This is a genomic window from Methanoregula sp. (assembly GCF_028679125.1).
Classification (GTDB): Archaea; Halobacteriota; Methanomicrobia; order Methanomicrobiales; family Methanospirillaceae; genus Methanoregula.
In genome coordinates this window covers 37,919-54,801 of sequence record NZ_JAJRCG010000011.1, presented here as the reverse complement: position 1 = coordinate 54,801, position 16,883 = coordinate 37,919, and the positions used below count along the sequence as shown (strand labels likewise).

Here is a 16,883-nt window from a genome sequence, read left to right as displayed (position 1 = left end):
TCCATGTCTGCCGAGACATTCACCACCGCAATGTTCCTGATAACTGCTGTCATAGCATCGGGTGTGTTGATTAATGCGGTGTTTCCGGTGGTCTACAATATGGCCGGAACATTTTCCTCCGCCACTCATGAATCTGACCAACGGCTCAGAACTGATTTTAAAATTGTCACTTACTATTACCTGATATCAGACAACAAGGCAGAAATCTGGATGAAAAATATCGGAAGCTCGAGGATTTACTCAGAAGAGATCATCCGGTCTGATGTTTTTTGCGGTCCTGAAGGGAAGTATGGCAGGCTCCAGTATAAAGCCACCCCTTCAGGAAACGGGCAATGGACCACTGAATTTTCGAATGCTGCCGACAAAATTTCCAAGGAATATGATCTCAATGGCAACGGATACTGGGATTCCGGTGAGACGCTCCATATAACTGCATATCCAACAACACCGGCCACGACCAGTGGAGATCTCATTTATTTCCAGTTCATCCTTCCGGACGCAATCTGGCGCTCGGTAACATTCCCTGCGAGCTGATACCAGATGGCTGTTGCTGAAATTATCGGAGCTGCGATGGGAGTACTTCTCCTTGTTGTTGTAGCATACCTGCTTGTCGGCGGAACGCTTACTACAGCGGAGACAGTTGTAACCGCCCAGAAAGATATCACCCTTATGCAGGAAGCGCGACTGCGAACCAGCATCATCATTACCGATCCAAAAATAGATGACAATACGAATACACTGAACTTTAATATCACCAATAACGGGAATGAGATGGTCTCCGATTTGCCTCATATGGATGTTTTTTCATTTAATACGACAACCGGAGCATCATATGGGTATACACACTATACCTATGACAGATATAATCTGGGGGGGTCTGGGAACTGGTCGATTGCTGGATTTGAGAACGACTACATACATGCAAAGCAACTGGATTCCGGTGTAAACATGACCATAATAACGACATTTTATGCGGACTCAAGACCAGACCACATTCAGGTCACCACTGGTAACGGAGTTTCTGCTGTATCACCTGCATAAATATGGAGAGAGATTTACATGGCATCATCTATTTCCGATCTGATGGGAGGCGAGGACCGGCAAATCATCTCAACCGGTAACACTGAACTGGACAAGAAGATAGCCGATGGACTCCCGCTTGAGTCCCTGACCCTTATTGAAGGAGAGAACGATACCGGCAAGAGTGTCCTCACCCAGCAGATCATCTGGGGTGCCATGAAACAGGGATTGTCCGTTGATCTCTTCACGACCGAGAGCACGAGCAAGAGTTTTATCAAGCAGATGGAATCCATGAGCCTTGACATCTCCGAGTATTTTGCCTGGGGGTATCTCAAGGTGTTTCCCCTCCACGTTGTCGGGTTTGAATGGAAAAAAGAGGAGATGGTCGGTATCCTTGCCCACCTCATCACCCATATCCAGAAAAGTAAATCTCAGGTAATCATTGTCGATTCACTCACCCTGTTCACCGAATATGCCGAGACCGATTCCATCCTCACCTTCTTCACCAACTGCAAGTCCCTCGTCGATCACGGCAAGACAATCCTTGTCACGCTCCATACCTACGCCTTTGAAGAGGACACTCTTGTGCGTATTCGTTCCATCTGCGATGCCCACCTCAACATGAAAAAGGCACTTGTTGGCGACAAGTACGTCATGGTTATGGAGGTTGTCAAAGTCCGGGGTGCCCGCAAGACCACCGGAAACCTTGTCAGTTTCGAGGTCCACCCGGGATATGGCATGAAGATTATCCCGATGAGCTTCGCTAAGGTCTGACATGGGTACCCTATCAGTTGCAATCAATCTCCCGTTCAAACCGGAGACAATTGACACAACCATCGATTTTTACAATGATATAGAGTCCAGTGCGCTCTATAAGATGCTCCCGGCAAATGCCAAGGATTATGTCAAGGCAAGTCCCCATCTCCTTGAATATCTCCACACATTCCCGGTAAATACCTACGGTATTCCCCTTTTTCTCTCTGAACTGAAAAAAGATCTTCGATCAATGAAAAGTCCGAACATCATCTACCCGGTAAACGAGACCACCTTCATCCATATCCTTCCCGACCCGGACGATGTCAGGAACTTTTACATTCCCATAGAGCCGTCCTTCCTCCACAGCGTCAACCTGCTGCAACCGGTTGTCGAGACCAAACTTATCGATCTCATCGATGGGCTTGAAGAGGACCCCATCAGCGACAAGGAGCGGGCGGAAGTCCTCAGGAAGATGCTCGCAACCGTTGCGGTTATCAAACCAAAGAACATGGACCTTTCCCAGCTCACCGGAACCGCCCCGGGCCAGCAGGATCTCAAGTCGAAACTTACCACCTTCCTCAATACCGATTTCTCTGCCAAAGACAAGATGAGCAAGGTAAAGAAGAAACACCAGATCCCCATGACACCGGAGGGAAAGATTATCCTGACCGACCCGGAATACCGGGCCATTGAATACCTGCTGGTCCGCGATAAAATCGACATGGGTGTCCTAAAACCCTTCCTCTCCGACTCATATATCGAAGATATCTCCTGCGATGGTGTCGGGCCGATCTTCATCGAGCACAAGATCTTCAAGGGGTTAAAATCCGTTATCGAGTTCAAGGTCTCCAGCGAACTGGACGAATTTGTCGTCAAGATGGCGGAACGGATCAAACGTCCAATTACCTACCGGAGTCCGATTGTCGATGCCACACTGCTGGACGGCTCCCGTATCAACATTGTGTACGGTACTGCCATCTCACGGCACGGGAGCAACTTCAGTATCCGTAAAGTGAACGAAGTCCCGCTCTCCATTCTCAATATTGTCGAGAGCAATGGTATCGATTATACGGCTGCCGCATACCTTTGGATCTGTGTCGAATACGGCATGTCCCTTTTCGTCAGCGGTGAGACTGCAAGCGGCAAGACAACGCTCCTGAATGCGATCACGACATTCATTCCCCCGGAGAACAAGATTGTTACCATCGAGGATACCCCCGAACTAAATGTTCCCCACCGGAACTGGGTGCGGGAAGTGGCAATTGCCAAAGGGAAAGGTGAAAGCGAAGGAGGGACCGGTGAAGTCTCCATGTTCGACCTGCTGAAGGCAGCTCTCCGTCAACGCCCCAACCAGATCCTTGTGGGAGAAATCCGAGGGGTCGAGGGAGCCGTGGCATTTGGTGCCATGCAGACCGGCCACCCCGTCATGAGCACATTCCACGCGGCTTCCGTCGAGAAACTGATCCAGCGTCTCTGCGGTGACCCGATCAATATCCCCAAGACCTATGTGGACAACCTTAACCTCGTTATCATCCAGAGCGCAGTCAAACGTCCTGACGGCCAGCTGGTCCGGCGCATGATCAGTATCAATGAGCTGGTCGGCTATAATCCGGAGACCCAGGGATTCACGTTCGTGCAGATGTTTGGCTGGGAACCGGTATCAGATACCTTTGTCTGGTCGGGAAAAGGCAGTTCGTACCTGCTGGAAAACAAGATCGCAACCATGCTGGGTATGCCGGATAGCAGGAAAGCAGAGATCTATCTCGAAGTGGAAAAACGGGCAAAGATCCTTGAGCGCCTGCACAAGGCAGGATATACGAAATTCTGGGACCTGTTCCATATGATGACCAAGATCAAGAAACAGGGCCTCCTGACTATCGGTGCCTGACATGCCTGATCCCACCCCTGATACCGGAGAAGCAAAACGCGGGCGGGCCATCCCCTTTGCTTCAACAATTGAGGGACTCAAAGCGAAGCTCAACGATATGTCTGAAGGCAAGAAGATGAGTGGCGACCTCCTCTTCATGACTACCTACATGGCATCCCTCGCCCTTGCCAATGCATCGCGACCGGAGATCTTCTCTTTTTCAGCCAACCGGAAGGAATACATCTCTGCCAGGTATATTGCCAAAGTTGACACGTATACCAAGAAATGGGGGTGGAGTTATTCTGAGTCCCTCAGCATTGTTGCCGAGCGGGTTAAGAACCCCATCCTGCAGAGCATGTTGAACCGGTACGCCAATGCAATAGAATCCGGTGTGCCTGATGATGATTTCCTGAAAAATGAGTTGGCTACGGTCCGCAGCGTGTACCGGAGCCAGGTCGAGCAGGGGCTGGAGATGGTCCAGAAATGGGGAGATGCCTATATCGCCATGCTCCTGTCAGGGACAGTGATCGGTGTCACCCTCATGATCTCGATCGCGATCTACTCACCCACAGGGTTGAATTCGACGCTGAATATGGCATACGGGATTATCCTGGCCATCAGTTTTTTCGGCAACCTGCTCATGTACCAGTCCTCACCGGATGATCCAAAAACCCATGGTCTGTCCAGTCGCCCCTCCAAGGAACAAAAGACCATCTATGCCATGGAACGGATCATCATACCGATTACCATCGCTGGTGTCATCATCCTCGCATTGCTGGGAGCCAGTGCCGGTATGATCTATCTTCTCATCGGGATCCTGCTGGTGCCATTAGGCCTCATCGGGTTCATTGATGACGCCAATATCACCATGAGGGATAACGACTTCTCGGTATTCATCCGGAGTTTCGGGGCCGTGATGGGGGGGCAGGGCACTACCGCGGTCTATGCACTCAACATCATTGACCGCAAATCGCTTATCGCCCTGGAACCCCTCGTAGACTCGGTCTATTCCAAAATGAACCTGGGTCTCGACACCAAGCAGGTCTGGGACAAATTTATCGGGGAGTCCGGGAGCAATTACATCTACAAATACCTTAATATTTACCTGGATACGGTCACCCTGGGAGGGCCACCGGAACCGATCGGGAACCTTGTCGGCGCATCTGTCCTGGAACAGACACTCCTCCGTGAGAAGAAAGACATGCGTTCCCGCAGTTTTATCATACTGCTCTTTGCGATGCATATTGCCATGACCGCTATCTTTGTTGCACTGTACCGTATCATGGTCGTATTAACAGGATCCGTCACGAGCATGATGTCCCAGTTCCAGAATGTTTCTTCCGCATCAGGTGCGTCAAGCATGGGAGGAGTGTCTGCCAATCAGGTACTTGGCGGAGGGCTTGGCATGTTCACTAATTTTCCTGAAAAAGAGATGGGAGCCTTTGTTGTGATCTGTCTGACCATTATTACTATATCCGATATTCTCGCCGCCCGCATTGTAGGTGGTGGCGATCGGTATATGTTTTATTTCTATGGCGCCATATTCTGTTTACTAACCGGTCTTGTACTGGTTCTTACACCTATCGGCGTGGGCATGTTCTTCAGTCCTGAGGGGCTCCAGCAAATGGGAGCAGGTGTTGCTACATGAGGTTGTTAAAATGAAAGATAGTGTTCGCAGGATCGTAATGCTCTGTACCATTCTTACCGTGGGTCTTGTATTCATCTTCTTTGATGTCACCCTCATCCAGCTCCTTCTGATAATGGGGATCCTGGTCATCATCATGGTCTTTGCCCTGGGTATTGTCACGATGGCAGAAATTCGGGCAAAATTCGCACTGATGAAAACGAGCGGCATTCTCAAACGTCTTGACGGGATGAAATTTTTCGAGAAACACGCAGCTCCAAAGGATACAAAGGCACCCCGGAAAACTGATGCTCCTGTAAAAAAACCTGCCAAGGCAGAGTCTGCGAAAACCCCGGGCGGTAAGACAGGATTTGGCGCACGCATAACCTCTCTCTTCGCTCCTGTGGGAACTCTCAAAAACATCATCCGGCTGAAATTTGCAAAGGGCAAAAAAGTTGAAGACATCAACAAGATGCTCGATAAGACGGTGAACGAAAAAGTCACCAGAACCACGTCCACATCGGCAAGCTCCACCGTTGCGGGCGGAGCCGGGGGAATGGCTGCAACCCCCCCGGGAGGGGCGGAGGATCCATTCCTATCCCTTTCCGGCGATGAATTTGATTCCTCGCTTCTGGATGGGCTTGATGATGATTCTCCCCCGGAAATGCCGGAAGAGATTACCCCGGATTCAGGTCTCCCAGCACCGGAATTATCCATGCCATCCATGGAAGAGATGGCTGCATCTGCCGGTGCTCCACCTTCCGACAGCGCATCTTCCCTGGACGAATTCAGCGGGCTTGAGGGAGACAGTAGTCTTGATGCGGAATTCGGTGATCTCGACAACATCAATCTCGATGATGTCGAAATGGATGATGACATGGGGGATGTACCGGATGCTGCTGGTACTGCACCAGACACCGCAGAAGCCACATCCGCTACAGGGAGGGGGGCTCCTGCAACCGCTCCACCAACAGACAACACCGTCAAGACCGCATGGATTCCTTCAGATGCACCGCCCAGTGCTGAAAATCCGAATGACCAGCTCGGCATGCAGTCGGATATGGCATCATTTGCCGGAGGGGCCACCACATCCGATGAAGACATGCTCAGTTCCCTCGCAGCCGAAGTCAAACACGTAAAAAAGGAGAAAGACCTCAGCCTGCTGCGTGAACTGAAGGACTTTAAAGCCTCAGCAACTGAGATTGAGGATGAACTGCAGGGTGTGTACCAGCAGATTAGCAAAACCTCAAAACCAAAAGATACAAAGTTGCCTCCGGCAAAGAATACCAACTGACTCCGGAATCATGAAAAATCATAAAAATCAGACCAGGATTTTACGTACACGGGAGGACACATGAAGGAAGTACCGGCAAAAATCGAACATAATAATGCGTGGATTGTCATCAAACTGGGGATAGGGGAGGATCGCATTGCACTGCCGGCCCCGGTTAACAAAGAGGTCCTTTTCAAGACCGTTGTGGATGTTGAAGAGAAGAAAAACATCCTCATCATCACGGACAAGACCAATGTCGAGGTTGTATACAAGATTCTTTCCGTGGACAAAGTCCTGGCAGTCCTGAAAAAAATGATCCTGAGTTCCTGTAACGCGTACCGACTCATGGCGTATTTTATGTCACCGGCAATCAAAGGAGGTGTCATGATCAAGGATGCCCAGTGGGAGAAAGGCAGCGTTGTTGTCGTCCACTCAGGCATCTGGTTCGTCAGCCCGACAAAACAGGTCTGCGTCCCGGTTAACGATGTTGCGGGTATCGAACTGACAAAACGTGAAGTCCAGGGAAAACCCACCGATGTGGTCCGTATCGATCACCTTGAATCCGGCGAAGTTGTCTCAAGCATGGTCCTCTGCCCGCTCTCGACCCTTCAGGTGCTCTTCAACTTCCTTAAAGAGACCACCAAAAGCATGGATATGAAAGGCACGGAACTTGATGGTGTAGATCAGCAGGTCGCCATGCTCATCTATTCGGGGATGGACTCCCATGCCATCGAGAATATGCTCAACATCCCCCACAAGCAGCTGGATGCAATCTATGACAAAATATTGAAACTCGGTCTTGCCGAAGTCGCCACCATCCGCAGGGAAGTCCAGCTGACGACAAAAGGTGTCAGGTACATTTCTGATGCAACAAAATCTCAAACAAACTGAACACTTTCCTTTTTTTCATTCCCATAGAGTTTTATGTAATCATATACCAATGAGTTATTTGATCGTCAATGGGAAAGATACTGATCGTGGATGATACCCTCTTTATGAGAACCCTTCTCAAAAATATCCTGTTCTCCGGGGGCCATACTATCGCCGGTGAAGCAGGAGACGGTGAAGAGGCCGTTGCAAAATACAAGGAACTGAAACCGGACCTTGTTACCATGGATGTCGTGATGCCCAAGATGAACGGGATCGAAGCCCTCAAAGGGATAAAAGCCATCGATCCAGCCGCACGGGTTGTCATGTGCACCGCCGTGGGCCAGGAACAGATGGTGAAACTGGCCATCAAGACCGGGGCAAAAGGTTACATCGTGAAACCCTTTCAGGCCCCGAAAGTGCTTGAAGAAGTAAAGAACGTCCTTTCAACCTGACGCTATGGTAAAACTCCTCATCGTTGATGATTCCGTGTTCATGCGCACGGTCATCCGGGATATGGTGACAGCGGATCCATCGATCGAAGTAGTGGGAACTGCGTCGAACGGCCTGGATGCGCTGGAGAAAATCCAGTCCCTCAAGCCGGATCTCATTACCCTCGATATCGAGATGCCCAAGATGACGGGTATCCAGGTGTTAGAGGAGCTTAAGAAACAGAAACGTCGTCCCAAAGTCCTGATGCTGAGTTCTCTCACATCCAAGGATGCTGAGATGACACGGCAGGCTATTCACCTGGGTGCCGATGACTTCATGCTGAAGCCAAAGGATATCCCCCATGTCCGGGATATCGGTGCTGAACTGGTCTCGAAGATCAAACATCTGGTGACACTGCCCACCCAGCTTCAGCCCCATAAGACCCCTTCCCTGATACGGACTGCTGCTGAACGCGTTGTCCTGATCGGTTCTTCCGCTGGTGGACCGCCCATGCTTGACACCCTGCTTGCAGAACTTCCTGCGGATCTTCCCGCAGGTGTTGTGGTCACCCAGCATATGCCAACAGGTTTTACTGCTGCTCTCGCGGAAAGGTTCGACCGGATCGCATCCATGCCGGTCAAAGAGACTGAAAATGGCGATACTGTGGAGACCGGCAAGATTCTGCTCTCCAAGGCAGGTGTCCATACGGTCATCAGTGGGGATCTGAATGCAAATAATGTCAGGACAGGTCGGATCATCCACACCACTACCCCCCCACTTCATGGCGTCAGGCCGGCTGTTGACAAGACATTCGAGTCTGCTGCCCACATCTACGGGAAAAATATTGTTTCTGTTATCCTGAGCGGTATGGGAAATGATGCCGGTGAGGGTGCGTATGCGATCAAGCAGGCAGGCGGTACAACTATTCTCTGTGATGAGAAAGACTGCCTGGTATACGGGATGGCCCGATCGGCCATCCAGAAAAATGCCGTTGATAAAGTCCTGCCGCTGAACAAGATCGCAAAAGAGGTTGAACGACTGATACACCAGATGGAGGAATCTCATGTCTGAATTTGAAGCTTACCGGGGCCTGTTTGTTGCAGAGTCACGGGAGAACCATGAGAACCTGGTCAAGAATCTCCTCATTATTGAGAAGGGACCCAACCAGGATGCAATCGATGAAATTTTCCGTTCCGTCCATACACTCAAAGGCGCATCAGCATCCATGGGCTTTGCCGATATGGAACGCCTGTGTCATGCAATGGAGGATATCTTCCAGCTGATACGGAGCGGGTCTGCCGAGATGTCACAGGATCTCGAGGACCTGCTCCTTGGCTGTTCCGATGTCCTGGAACATATGATCGACGATGTCGAAGGCGGCGGCGACACATCCTCCCTCAACCCTGACGAGCAGGTGCAGGCATTAAAAAAGATGCTCTCTGAACTTGGTGGTAATTCTGTCAAGAAAGAGAAAACAGCACCCGCCGCTGCCACACCAGTCGCGGATACCTCTGCCACCTCCGAAGATACCGGAGATCTCCCTCTGTATGATATCAGCATTACCGTGGCAACGGAATGCATGATGAAGGACGTCAGGGCAATGATTGCCATCGGCAACCTGGAAGCCCTCGGCACCATCACGACCATCAACCCGTCAAAGGAAGCCATTGACGAGGGGAAATTTGATGGATCCCTCACGCTCCGGATTGCCAGTGAAGCCGGAGAGGACGCACTGAAGACTGCCGCGCTGGGCACCGAGATTGCCAGCGTTGAGATCAAACCGGCAGAAAAACAGGAAAAGAAAAGCGAGGATGCATCTTCCGGTAAAAAGCCGGCTGCCGCCGGCGCTCCTTCACCTGACAAAAACCGGGAGATCAAGAACCTCAGGGTCGATATCACGCAGCTCGATCATATCATGAACCTGGTCGAGGATCTGGTCATCAACCGCGGCAGGCTCAAACAGATAGCCGAGCAACACCATATCAAGGAAATGGATGAAGCCATCGCCATGGTCGACCGGTCGGTATCCGATCTCCAGAACCTGATGATGATCATCCGGATGATCCCGCTCAACCATATATTCAACCGCCTGCCCCGGGTTGTCCGCGATGTCGCCCAGTATGACAGCAAGGAAGTAGAATTTATCATGGAGGGCGGGGAGACCGAACTGGACCGGAGTGTCATGGACGGTCTCAACGATCCCCTGCTTCACCTGATCAGAAATGCAGTCAACCATGGGATCGAGTCCCCGGAAACACGGGAAGCAGCCGGCAAACCCCGGAAGGGACTCGTCCGACTGGTTGCCCGCCGTGACCGGGATAATGTTATCATCGAACTTGTCGATGACGGTGCCGGGATCAATGTTGAAAAAGTCAAATTAAAAGCCGTTGAAAAAGGTCTCATCACCCAGGAAGCAGCAGAAACCCTCACCACAGATGAGGCGGTTGAACTCCTGTTCCAGCCCGGCTTCTCCACCGCAGACAAGATTACCGATATCAGCGGGCGGGGTGTCGGCCTGGATGTAGTGAGACGGTCTATCGAATCACTGAAAGGTACCATCCGGGTTGAAACCACCCCGGGAAAGGGGAGCCGGTTTGAACTCCTGCTTCCTCCGACAATGGCTATTGTCGATGTCATGATAGTAAAGATCAACGGGAAACGCCTGGCCATTCCGATCAGCAGTATTATTGAAGTTGCCAACTTCAAACGGGATGACTCCCATCACATCGGGAAAGGCGAAGCAATCCTTTTGAGGGATGAAGTAATCCAGATCTTCTGGCTGAATGATATGGTTGGCGCCTCGCTTGTCTGTGAGATCCTCATTGTTGTCCAATACCAGAAGAAGAAATGCTGCATCCCGGTCGATCTTGTTGAAGGGCAGCAGGAAGTTGTCGTCAAACCCTTAAGCCACTTCATCGGGACCACCCGGGGAGTGAGCGGAGTAACCATCCTTGGCGACGGGGATGTAGTACCAGTACTTGACGTGAATACGATGGTGTAGGAGAAGATCATGAAACTATCGAGTGTTCAATCCGACGCAATCCAGGAACTCGGGAACATAGGCGCAGCACACGCAGCTACAACCTTGTCCCAGATGCTGGGAAGTACCGTGGAGATGAGTGTGCCTGCCATCAAGGCAATCGACATCTCGGAACTGGGGAATTACATGGGCGAGGAATCCGCGGCCATGGTGGCATTCGAACTCCAGGGCGAGATCCCGCACGGCGGCTACATCATCTTTTATATCTCCAAGGAATCCGCCATCCGGCTGACCAATACCATGCTCGGACTTACCGATATGAACCGGCCCATGAACGAGATGGACGAGAGTGCGCTGCTCGAAGTGGGCAATATCATGGTTTCCGCATTCCTGGATGCAACTGCCGAACTGCTGGGCTTCATCATGCTCCCGTCGCCGCCGGCACTCAGTCTCGACATGGCACATGCTGCCATGTCTTCCCTTGTCGCCCAGATGGGCGAGGAAGTCGATGAGGTTCTCCTCTTCTCCACGGAGCTTGTCTGCGAGGAACATAAGATCGACAGCGATATTATCATGCTGCCGGAAACCCAGACCCTCGCAAGAATTGTCGAACTGATGGAAAACATGATGAAAGGCATCTGATACATGCGATGAAAATCATGACCGAACTTACTTCACCGAGCGGACAGACAGCAATGATTGGTATTGGCGAATACCGTGTCGGTTCGTTCCCGATGATGACGATAGGTCTTGGTTCGTGCATCGGACTCACCCTGTATGACGATACGCTCAAGGTCGGGGCGATGGTGCACATCATGCTTCCGGATAGCGCGGGAAGGAAAGACCGCCCGGGAAAATACGCCGATACTGCCATTCCCCTTCTCCTCAAGGAACTCAATGCCCTGGGATGCAAGAACCGGTCCCTGGTAGCCAAGATGGCGGGTGGGGCATGCATGTTCGAGTACTTTGGCACGAATCTCAATATCGGCGAGCGTAATGCCGAAAAAGTCCGGGCGGTATTAAAGGAAAATAATATTAAACTCGCTAAAGAAGAAGTCGGGGGAAAGGTGGGCAGATCCGTTACATTCCTTCCGGCAAGCAATGGAAAGATCACGATCCGGAGAGCAGATGGCACTGCCGGCGAATTATAACCTTTATCTCCTTCTTCTGGTTCTTCTTACTCTTGCGGTACCTGTATCTGCCGATTTCACGGTTGAGGTACTCACGCTTTCAACGCCGGAACCCACCCCGACACCGGTGCCCTATACAATTACCCTGTTCATACCCGAATCAGCGCTGATTCATTCTACCCACGTCACGGACATGGTCAATATCCCCAATTCGAGCGGGGATGTCCTGATTGCCACATCATTTGGCCTGTCAGTCTATGATGGAACCTGGTCGACACGGCACATGACGCTTGGCAATATCTCGGAAGGGCTCATGGATGATTTCACCACGGCCGTGGAATACGATCATAACGGTGATCTCTGGATTGGAAGTCCCAAGGGCATACAGATTTACAATGGCAGGTATTATCATGTCCTCCGCGATCCGCAGTTGTTCAAGGATACCTGGATAAAGGATCTCCAGCGCTGGAATGATGATATGTGGGTTGCAACCGGGCATTCCGGCATTCACCGGTATCGCGACGGACAGTGGACATGGTACCAGCCGATGACGACCGGGGGTCCCGGTTTTTATGAAGCAGACAGTATGGCATATGATCATCGCGCAAATGCCACCCTTATTGCAACAACTAATGAAGGATTATGGATACTGCGATCACAAAATGATCCCATCATTTTCGAATCGATCGCCGCTATCGACTCTGAATATGGACTGCTGAATCACGTCCGGCGGGATTACCGGGGAGGTGTCTATTTCTTTAATGGATCGACCATCGTGCATTACGCTCCCGGGATCAACTTTACACCGGTCCTGACCAGCCGGGACCTTTCGATCTCGTTACCTTACATCAATGATCTCACCTCGGCACCTGACGGAAAACTGTACCTGGCAACAGACCAGGGGATCTACATCTGGGACCAGGATCGCGTTTACCGCCACCTTGACCGGTTTGAAGGGATCGGGACCTCGTCCTCTGTCCGCTGGATATCCCTGGACTCAACCGGCCGGGTCTGGTTCTCAACCTCGACCGACGCCGGATATTATATCGATCAGACCGCGCCAGGGACCCCGGTGGCCGTGGAGATCGTTTCGGTCGTCACACCGGCAGTACCGGCTTCCTCTGATACCGGCGGGTTCCCCCGGGCAATTCCCACGCTCAGGGAGGATGCGGTACAGGCAACTGCAACCACGCCAGCGGGAGGATTTTCTGTTGTAACCGATCCCCTGGTACAGGCTATCCAGTCGATCCTGTCAAGCATCGGCTTAATCAAGGTCTGACGATTGTAGCGGGCAATCGCCAGAAATGCGGACAGGCGACTCATCCTTTTTTCACCCGTACCTGCATCGTGAAAAGCGCGAGCAATCCCAAGGATCAGACAAAATTACAGGATTACACTACGCAGCCGGCTTATTTTTTAGCTTTCAGTTCAATGGAACAGAAATGTTCAAGGGAATCGAGAAGAGTTTTCCTGGCCTTTCTCATCCGGGCTTCGTCATTCTGGAGAAAATCGCTGGCAATGTATCGCAGGGTATCCGCATAGTACTGGAACTGCGGAAACTCAGACTCAAATTCGGAAATTTTGTTGATCGCTTCCTTATGATCATGATTCAGGAGTTCAAAGGTGAAGTCGAACACTCCTATGACCTGCGCAGGCATCCGTTTGGATAGTGCCAGTTTGCGGAAGCTGTGGTACGTGATCTTCCGGGTCGTGAGCAGGGAGAGTTTGAGCCCGAGATAGATCGGTTCCAGATCATCAGGATACTGTTTGATCAACTGGTTGACAACACCGGCGGCGCCGGCAGCATCGCGGTTTTCCAGCTTGAAATAATACATCTCGCGGAGGAAATGGATATCCGTGTAAAACCGCTCGGAACCAATCTCAATCAGGCGTTTCCGCATGGCTGCGTCATTCGTGAACGCAGCATTCTTCAGGCCCACTTCAACAAACCATTTCTCATCCGAGAACCACTCAAGACCGGTATAGATCATCTTCCAGAAGATCTTTTCCAGGAATGCAGGATCATCGATCTCCAGCTGTTTCAGGCTGTTAATGGGCGGTTTTTCCCGGGCCATGTTGAGCATCAGTTCCCGGGCCAGCAGTTCCATCTCGCCCGGGCGGAAATTCCTTGATGCCTCCTCATTTTTCTTGAATTCACGGAGCGAGAGCGTATAATAACAGAATGCAACAGTAGTTCCAAGTTTTACATCAAGCATTGCATATTTTTTCAGGAACTCCAACGCATGACCGAAATCGCCGTTTTTTACCAGTTTGAGGCCGATGACGATATTGACGCCCATCTCGGCATTTTTCTTCTTCTTGAAACGGATGGCATTGGCCATCACTTTTTTGATATACTCGAAATCGGTCACATTGACGCTGGTGTCAAGAACCTTGAACGTAATGCTGTCGACAAACTCATCATAGGTATCGTCTGCAATATGGGGAAACGAGGTCTCCAGCGCAGAGATGACATACCCGAAAAAAACAGGAAGATTGGCATCAACCTTGACAGAATTGCGCTCGATATACCCGAAGAAATCCCGTTTCAGCAGGTGCAGCTTCTCATAGACAATTGCATCTGATAGCTGCTCTCCCCTCATATAGCAAAAATGGCATGTTATAATATTAAAATGCTGGGGATTTAATCAGTCATCATCCTGCGCATAATAATAGAATTCGCCCAAGGATTTCTGTTCACGGTCAAGGAATGAATCAGGTTTGTTGATCCGCGGGCGCCCGCTCTGGTCCCGCCGGAAGGTCACATCAAGTTCACGCAGGAACCGGTTCATGCCGTCCCGCATGAGGTACGGTCCCGATGCCATTCCGCTCGCACCCGGTTCGCCATCAAAGACAAGGATCCGCTCGCTGATCATATCGATGACATAGATGTCATGGTCTATCACCAGGATCCCGACTTCCTTGCCCTCTGCATGCCGCTTGATCATCCGCGTGATCCGGACACGCTGCTCGACATCGAGATGAGCGCTGGGTTCATCGAGGATATAGAGATCGGCATCACGGGAGAGGCATGCAGCGATTGCAACCCGTTGGAGTTCGCCGCCACTCAGGGAATCAACCGGTGACTGGAGGATCGTATTGAGACTGAGTGTTTCAAGAATCTCGTGCTGGAATATCGATGAATCGAACTTTGTCGTGCACCCGCGCAGGTACATCTCGACCGTGTCAGAGGTATCTGCCTTGATGTACTGGGGTTTGTAGGAGATCTTCAGCGTTGTGTCGAGCGTGCCGGTAGTCGGCGTCTCAACCCCGGCCAGGAGTTTTGCAAACGTGCTCTTCCCCGTACCGTTTGCCCCGACAATGCCCAGCACCTCGCCGGCCCGGATCGTCCCGCCACCCACCGTAAGTTCAAAGTTCTCGAACTTCTTGGTCATTGCCGGTATGACAACGAGATCTTCGCGATTGGAGCCCTTCTCGTGTGCCCGCTTCTCGAATACCACCTGGGAGTCGCGGAACCGCACGTTCTCCTCGGCAAGGAACCCTTCAAGGTACTGGTTGATGCCCACCCGGACTCCCTTGGGCCGGGTGATGATACCGAAGACTGCCGGCTTGCCGTACCCGACATGGACCGTATCGGCAAGCATGTCCAGGATCGCCAAGTCGTGCTCGACAATGACAACGGGGCGTTCCGTGGCAAGGTCACGGATCAGTTTTGCTGCCGCGATCCGCTGATAGATATCCAGGAACGGGGTGATCTCGTCGAGGAAATAGAGGTCCGCATCCCGGGCAAGGCAGGCTGCAATGGCAACCCGCTGGAGTTCACCGCCGCTCAGGGTGCCGATATCATGATCGAGGATGGAATCCAGTTTCATGACCGGCAGGATCTCGCCGAGCCGGCCACGCTCGTCGGTGGTCGTCAGGAGCGCCCGCACGGTGCCGGAGAACACCTTGGGGATGAAATCGATATACTGGGGCTTGGTTGCGATCTTCAGGGTCTTCTTCGAGACCGTCTGGAGGTAGTCGAAGAGTTCCGTGCCGGAGTACAACTTGAGGATCTCTTCCCATGCCACTTCATTGTCAAAGTTGCCGAGGTTCGGGCGGAGCTGGCCGGAGAGGATCTTGATGGCAGTACTCTTACCGATACCATTGGCACCGAGAATGCCGGTGACCTTGCCTTCCACCGGGATCGGGAGCCCGTAGAGCGCAAATCCGTTCTTCCCGTACCGATGGGTCGGGTGTTCGAGTTCTTCAGGAAGACTGACGATATCGATTGCATCGAACGGGCATTTCTTGATACAGATACCGCACCCGACACAGAGTTCTTCTGAGATCTCGGCCTTCCCATCAGCGCCGATGATGACCGTCTCGTCACCGGTCCGTACGCGGGGACAGTAGATAATGCACTCGTTGCCGCATTTCTTTGCATGACAGCGGTCTTTGTGGACAATGGCTATTCTCATGGCACATCACAAAAAGAAGATCAGAGGAGGATTGCAGTCAACAGGATCGTCCAGATCATGAACCAGAATGCAAAGGTCATGAATCCCTGGTAGAACCAGTCCTTGAAACCGAGCTTGGTGGTGTCCATCCCTAACAGGATGAAGATGTGTTTCTGGATGACGATGCATGCGAGCATGATCATGAAGCCAAGGAACCCGTCGTTCTGAAGACCGTGTGCATCAAGAGGTCCTCCAACGTAATAGGAGATAATCCCGGCCAGGATACCCAGCAGGGATGCCGCAAGTGTCCGCTTGATGCGGTTGATATGCTCAGCCTGCTTGTCTGCCTTGGTCTTGGCCTTCTTTGACTGGACCGGCTTCTCATCCCCTGCCGGTTTCACTTCAACGATATCTTCGCTCATCCCACAACACCAGTTGTCTCATAACTATGTTCTCAAAGCCATATGTACTTTGGTTCTCCCTTATCCTCGGGTGATTATACGTTTATCAGGTTTTGGCATCTAATAACTAACC

Annotated in this window: 16 protein-coding genes; 13 read left to right on the top strand and 3 right to left on the bottom strand. The window is 51.5% G+C overall.

What is annotated here, in order from left to right:
- The first annotated feature begins 3 nt into the window (after window positions 1-3).
- The 13 genes from LUQ43_RS08855 (at window position 4) to LUQ43_RS08795 (ending at window position 13,228) form a co-directional block, all read left to right on the top strand.
- Window positions 4-534, top strand: a complete 531-nt coding sequence (locus tag LUQ43_RS08855; protein WP_299966438.1) for a flagellin — start codon at window positions 4-6, stop codon at window positions 532-534.
- 6 nt (window positions 535-540) lie between these two features.
- Window positions 541-1,041, top strand: a complete 501-nt coding sequence (locus LUQ43_RS08850) for a hypothetical protein (RefSeq protein WP_299966436.1) — start codon at window positions 541-543, stop codon at window positions 1,039-1,041.
- 18 nt (window positions 1,042-1,059) lie between these two features.
- Complete coding sequence (locus LUQ43_RS08845; protein ID WP_299966433.1) at window positions 1,060-1,794, top strand: ATPase domain-containing protein; 735 nt, start codon at window positions 1,060-1,062, stop codon at window positions 1,792-1,794.
- Window position 1,795: 1 nt separating this feature from the next.
- Complete coding sequence (locus tag LUQ43_RS08840) at window positions 1,796-3,664, top strand: type II/IV secretion system ATPase subunit (protein WP_299966431.1); 1,869 nt, start codon at window positions 1,796-1,798, stop codon at window positions 3,662-3,664.
- A gap of 1 nt (window position 3,665) precedes the next feature.
- The gene (gene flaJ, locus LUQ43_RS08835; protein ID WP_299966428.1) at window positions 3,666-5,291 is read left to right on the top strand and encodes an archaellar assembly protein FlaJ; all 1,626 of its coding nucleotides are present in this window, start codon (window positions 3,666-3,668) and stop codon (window positions 5,289-5,291) included.
- Window positions 5,292-5,301: 10 nt separating this feature from the next.
- Window positions 5,302-6,561: a hypothetical protein gene (locus LUQ43_RS08830; protein WP_299966426.1), complete on the top strand. Its 1,260-nt coding sequence runs from the start codon at window positions 5,302-5,304 to the stop codon at window positions 6,559-6,561.
- Window positions 6,562-6,621: 60 nt separating this feature from the next.
- Window positions 6,622-7,431: a CheF family chemotaxis protein gene (locus tag LUQ43_RS08825; protein WP_299966424.1), complete on the top strand. Its 810-nt coding sequence runs from the start codon at window positions 6,622-6,624 to the stop codon at window positions 7,429-7,431.
- 68 nt (window positions 7,432-7,499) lie between these two features.
- The gene (locus tag LUQ43_RS08820) at window positions 7,500-7,862 is read left to right on the top strand and encodes a response regulator (RefSeq protein WP_299966422.1); all 363 of its coding nucleotides are present in this window, start codon (window positions 7,500-7,502) and stop codon (window positions 7,860-7,862) included.
- Window positions 7,863-7,866: 4 nt separating this feature from the next.
- Window positions 7,867-8,910 (top strand): chemotaxis-specific protein-glutamate methyltransferase CheB, encoded by a 1,044-nt coding sequence (cheB, locus tag LUQ43_RS08815; RefSeq protein ID WP_299966419.1) that lies wholly within the window; start codon window positions 7,867-7,869, stop codon window positions 8,908-8,910.
- Complete coding sequence (locus tag LUQ43_RS08810) at window positions 8,903-10,840, top strand: chemotaxis protein CheA (protein ID WP_299966416.1); 1,938 nt, start codon at window positions 8,903-8,905, stop codon at window positions 10,838-10,840. The genes cheB and LUQ43_RS08810 overlap by 8 nt, the downstream gene beginning before the upstream one ends.
- 9 nt (window positions 10,841-10,849) lie before the next feature.
- Entirely contained in the window at window positions 10,850-11,461 is a 612-nt protein-coding gene (locus LUQ43_RS08805; RefSeq protein WP_299966413.1) for a chemotaxis protein CheC, read from the top strand.
- Window positions 11,462-11,478: 17 nt separating this feature from the next.
- Entirely contained in the window at window positions 11,479-11,970 is a 492-nt protein-coding gene (locus tag LUQ43_RS08800; RefSeq protein WP_299966410.1) for a chemotaxis protein CheD, read from the top strand.
- Window positions 11,948-13,228, top strand: a complete 1,281-nt coding sequence (locus tag LUQ43_RS08795) for a hypothetical protein (RefSeq protein ID WP_299966407.1) — start codon at window positions 11,948-11,950, stop codon at window positions 13,226-13,228. Before LUQ43_RS08800 ends, LUQ43_RS08795 begins: the two co-directional genes overlap by 23 nt.
- A gap of 130 nt (window positions 13,229-13,358) precedes the next feature.
- Here the strand turns inward: LUQ43_RS08795 and LUQ43_RS08790 are convergent, their stop codons facing one another.
- Genes LUQ43_RS08790 through LUQ43_RS08780 form a run of 3 tightly spaced genes read right to left on the bottom strand, consistent with a single transcriptional unit; the run spans window position 13,359 to window position 16,771 of the window.
- Window positions 13,359-14,552, bottom strand: a complete 1,194-nt coding sequence (locus LUQ43_RS08790) for a hypothetical protein (RefSeq protein ID WP_299966404.1) — start codon at window positions 14,550-14,552, stop codon at window positions 13,359-13,361.
- A gap of 45 nt (window positions 14,553-14,597) precedes the next feature.
- Window positions 14,598-16,370, bottom strand: coding sequence for a ribosome biogenesis/translation initiation ATPase RLI (locus LUQ43_RS08785; protein WP_299966401.1), 1,773 nt, complete (start codon window positions 16,368-16,370; stop codon window positions 14,598-14,600).
- 20 nt (window positions 16,371-16,390) lie between these two features.
- Window positions 16,391-16,771, bottom strand: coding sequence for a hypothetical protein (locus LUQ43_RS08780; protein ID WP_299966399.1), 381 nt, complete (start codon window positions 16,769-16,771; stop codon window positions 16,391-16,393).
- Between the last annotated feature and the right edge of the window lie 112 nt (window positions 16,772-16,883).

Bases quoted from the DNA above. Each gene is read 5' to 3' on its own strand.
- LUQ43_RS08855 (WP_299966438.1), top strand. From the start codon at position 4: ATGTCTGCCGAGACATTCACCACCGCAATGTTCCTGATAACTGCTGTC.
- LUQ43_RS08850 (WP_299966436.1), top strand. From the start codon at position 541: ATGGCTGTTGCTGAAATTATCGGAGCTGCGATGGGAGTACTTCTCCTT.
- LUQ43_RS08845 (WP_299966433.1), top strand. From the start codon at position 1,060: ATGGCATCATCTATTTCCGATCTGATGGGAGGCGAGGACCGGCAAATC.
- LUQ43_RS08840 (WP_299966431.1), top strand. From the start codon at position 1,796: ATGGGTACCCTATCAGTTGCAATCAATCTCCCGTTCAAACCGGAGACA.
- flaJ (WP_299966428.1), top strand. From the start codon at position 3,666: ATGCCTGATCCCACCCCTGATACCGGAGAAGCAAAACGCGGGCGGGCC.
- LUQ43_RS08830 (WP_299966426.1), top strand. From the start codon at position 5,302: ATGAAAGATAGTGTTCGCAGGATCGTAATGCTCTGTACCATTCTTACC.
- LUQ43_RS08825 (WP_299966424.1), top strand. From the start codon at position 6,622: ATGAAGGAAGTACCGGCAAAAATCGAACATAATAATGCGTGGATTGTC.
- LUQ43_RS08820 (WP_299966422.1), top strand. From the start codon at position 7,500: ATGGGAAAGATACTGATCGTGGATGATACCCTCTTTATGAGAACCCTT.
- cheB (WP_299966419.1), top strand. From the start codon at position 7,867: ATGGTAAAACTCCTCATCGTTGATGATTCCGTGTTCATGCGCACGGTC.
- LUQ43_RS08810 (WP_299966416.1), top strand. From the start codon at position 8,903: ATGTCTGAATTTGAAGCTTACCGGGGCCTGTTTGTTGCAGAGTCACGG.
- LUQ43_RS08805 (WP_299966413.1), top strand. From the start codon at position 10,850: ATGAAACTATCGAGTGTTCAATCCGACGCAATCCAGGAACTCGGGAAC.
- LUQ43_RS08800 (WP_299966410.1), top strand. From the start codon at position 11,479: ATGACCGAACTTACTTCACCGAGCGGACAGACAGCAATGATTGGTATT.
- LUQ43_RS08795 (WP_299966407.1), top strand. From the start codon at position 11,948: ATGGCACTGCCGGCGAATTATAACCTTTATCTCCTTCTTCTGGTTCTT.
- LUQ43_RS08790 (WP_299966404.1), bottom strand. From the start codon at position 14,552: ATGAGGGGAGAGCAGCTATCAGATGCAATTGTCTATGAGAAGCTGCAC.
- LUQ43_RS08785 (WP_299966401.1), bottom strand. From the start codon at position 16,370: ATGAGAATAGCCATTGTCCACAAAGACCGCTGTCATGCAAAGAAATGC.
- LUQ43_RS08780 (WP_299966399.1), bottom strand. From the start codon at position 16,771: ATGAGCGAAGATATCGTTGAAGTGAAACCGGCAGGGGATGAGAAGCCG.